Source organism: Mesorhizobium sp. M7A.F.Ca.US.006.04.2.1, from assembly GCF_004022915.1.
Lineage (GTDB): Bacteria > Pseudomonadota > Alphaproteobacteria > Rhizobiales > Rhizobiaceae > Mesorhizobium > Mesorhizobium ciceri.
This window is the reverse complement of record NZ_RZQA01000963.1, coordinates 1-2,167: the sequence shown is the minus strand read 5'-3', so window position 1 is coordinate 2,167 and position 2,167 is coordinate 1. Positions and strand designations below refer to the sequence as shown.

Below are 2,167 nucleotides of genomic sequence, written 5' to 3'. Positions count from 1 at the left end.
CTCCTGTGATACCATCCCGGCCGGCGAACCCGGCAGCGGCAGGAAGTGTCGGGACTGAATGTCGTTTTCGCTTTTCGCCTGCCAGCCGGGCGGCACCGAAACCACAAAGCGCCAGTTGCCCGGCTTGCGGATCACGGCCTTTCTGCCTTTCACCGACATGGGGAAATTGGCAAAGCCGGCATTGTTGGTGCGCGCGGACGCGGCGAGCTTGCCGGCTTTATCATACAGCCGCACCATGATCCCGGCCATCGGCCGGTCTCCGGCGCCGTATTTGCCGTCGCGATCGACATCGAAATAGACGAAGGACGAGTAATTGAGCATGCCCCCGCGGCCGCTCCAGTCGGTGCGGACGGCATAGTCGGCAGCCGGATTGGTCTGCCGCCGTCCCTTGCGGCGGCTGCGCTTCCGCCACAGCCGCCAGGACACGACAGCTGCCGCAAGCACCACAAGGGCGGCGAACAGTATCTCGACAGCGCCCAAGTCAGGCATGGAGCCTCCTTTCACAGATCTCGTGGAGGATTGCGTTCATGGGCGATCCGGCTGCGTTGGAATACTTTGCCGACAGGTTATTGCATGTCGGCCAAAAGCGAACCCGGGTTTGGGACAGCGACATGCATCAAGACAAAAGACTTAAAGCGCGTTGCATGGATCCGTTCAAGCGCGACGCATGAAAGCAGTCGCCTTACTTCAATTCCACCCACACCGGCGCATGGTCGCTGGCACCGTCCTCGCCGCGCACGTCGCGGTCGATGCCGGCGGCGGTCAGGCGGCGTGCCAGTTTCTTCGACAGCAGGATGTGATCGAGCCGGAGGCCCGCATCGCGCGGCCAGCGGTTGCGGCGATAGTCCCAGAATGTGTAAAGCGTTTCCTTCGGATGCTTCTTGCGCAGGGCATCAAGCCAACCCTGGTCGAGCAGGCGCCGGAACGACGCCCGGCTTTCCGGCTGCACCAGCGCGTTGTCGTCATAGGAGCGGGTGGCGTAGATATCGCGCGGCTCGGGCACGATGTTGTAGTCGCCGGCCAGCACCACCGGCAGGCCGGTGTCGAGCAACTGTTCGGCATGCGCCTCCAGCCGCGCGTGCCAGGCGAGCTTGTAGGCGAATTTCGGGCCGGGCTGGGGATTGCCGTTCGGCGCATAGAGGCAAGCGACGACAATGCCATTCACCGCCGCCTCGATGTAGCGGCTCTGCCTGTCGGCTTCGTCGCCGGGCAAGGCATCGCGGGTCAACACGGGCTCGGCACTCCGCGCCAGGATGGCAACGCCGTTCCAGGTCGGCTCGCCCTTCCACACCGCGCCATAGCCGGCCGCCGCCAATGCCGAGCGCGGAAACTGCATGTCGCGTGCCTTCAGCTCCTGCAGGCACACGACATCGGGCTTTGCCACAGCCAGCCATGCCAGCAGGTTTTCAAGCCGGCTGTTGATGTTGTTGATGTTGAAGGAGGCGATCTTCATCGAAGGTCAGGAAACGATCCGACCCGACCACGCCTTCACCGTCTCGGCCAGCGTCTTCAGATGGTCGGCGGCCGAAAATCCCGAAATGCTCTTGCGCGGTTTCAGATCATGGTCGCCGTCCTCCAGCCAGATCACCTCGATGCGATCGGAAAGGTCATAAGTCGCAACCTCGTCCCTGGTGCCGAACTCGTCGCGGGTGCCCTGGAAGATCAGCGTCGGCGTCTTCAGATCGGCGAGGTGTTTGGTCCGCAATTGATCGGGCTTGGCCGGCGGATGGAAGGGATAGCCGAGGCACAGCAGGCCTGAAATCTCGCCCTTGGCAAACATCTCGTCGGCAACCATCGAGGCGACGCGCCCGCCCATCGACTTGCCGCCGATGACGAGCGGGCCGGTCACGCCCTTCGCCCTGAGGTCGGCTATCGCCTTGATATATTCCGGGTTGACCGTCTCGGCCCGCGGCGGCGGCTTGCGGTGGCCATAGCGGCGGGCAGCCATATAGTGGAACTCGAAGCGCGCGACCTGGAAGCCGGCTTCGGCCAGCGCCTTGGCGGTGGCGGTCATCGAGGGGGAATCCATCGACGCTCCGGCGCCGTGAGCGAGCAGGATGGTGACGGGGGCGGCATCGTGGCCATCGAAGAGGAATGTGGTCATGGGGCGGCCTTGCTGGAGAGGTCGAGTTCCGTCACACTCCCCTCTGTCCTGCCGGACATCTCC

General features: G+C 64.0%; 4 protein-coding genes. 1 reads left to right on the top strand and 3 read right to left on the bottom strand.

What is annotated here, in order from left to right; genetic code table 11:
• Nucleotides 1–489, bottom strand: a 489-nt coding sequence (locus EN925_RS32880) for an SdrD B-like domain-containing protein (protein WP_281040681.1), incomplete at its 3' end; no start/stop codon positions are given.
• Between the two features lie 38 nt (nucleotides 490–527).
• On the opposite strand from EN925_RS32880, the gene EN925_RS32875 reads away from it, so the two are divergent.
• On the top strand, nucleotides 528–671 hold the full coding sequence (locus tag EN925_RS32875) for a hypothetical protein (protein ID WP_127224232.1): 144 nt from the start codon (nucleotides 528–530) through the stop codon (nucleotides 669–671).
• Between the two features lie 11 nt (nucleotides 672–682).
• Here EN925_RS32875 and EN925_RS32870 read toward each other — a convergent pair whose 3' ends face one another.
• Together EN925_RS32870 and EN925_RS32865 are read right to left on the bottom strand one after the other, a co-directional pair.
• The gene (locus EN925_RS32870) at nucleotides 683–1,453 is read right to left on the bottom strand and encodes an exodeoxyribonuclease III (protein WP_127365689.1); all 771 of its coding nucleotides are present in this window, start codon (nucleotides 1,451–1,453) and stop codon (nucleotides 683–685) included.
• Between the two features lie 6 nt (nucleotides 1,454–1,459).
• Nucleotides 1,460–2,104, bottom strand: a complete 645-nt coding sequence (locus EN925_RS32865; protein ID WP_127368645.1) for an alpha/beta fold hydrolase — start codon at nucleotides 2,102–2,104, stop codon at nucleotides 1,460–1,462.
• Between the last annotated feature and the right edge of the window lie 63 nt (nucleotides 2,105–2,167).